At 65.8% G+C, this 243-nt stretch carries 1 protein-coding gene; it reads right to left on the minus strand.

The window, feature by feature from the left end; genetic code table 11:
* The coding region (locus tag FNJ47_RS48460) for a penicillin-binding transpeptidase domain-containing protein (protein ID WP_430649505.1) at nucleotides 1–140 on the minus strand (140 nt) is incomplete at its 3' end.
* Nucleotides 141–243: the final 103 nt, after the last annotated feature.

Raw genomic sequence — 243 nt, forward strand, 5'->3', positions numbered from 1 at the left:
CCGGACTCGACCGCGGTCAAATAGACGAACGGCTTGAACGACGAGCCCGGCTGCCGCTTTGCAGTCACCGCGCGATTGTACTGGCTCTCGGAATAGTTCCGGCCGCCGACCATGGCGCGCACCGCGCACCGGCTCGGCATTTCCTCCAAGTTGGAGCCCAACGTCTCGATCGCGCTCGGCACCTCGGAAGTGTCCGTGCTCGAGCTGGTCGGCGCCTATGCACCGTTCGCCAACGGCGGCTAC

This window comes from Bradyrhizobium uaiense, assembly GCF_010811875.1.
GTDB classification, from domain to species: domain Bacteria; phylum Pseudomonadota; class Alphaproteobacteria; order Rhizobiales; family Xanthobacteraceae; genus Bradyrhizobium; species Bradyrhizobium uaiense.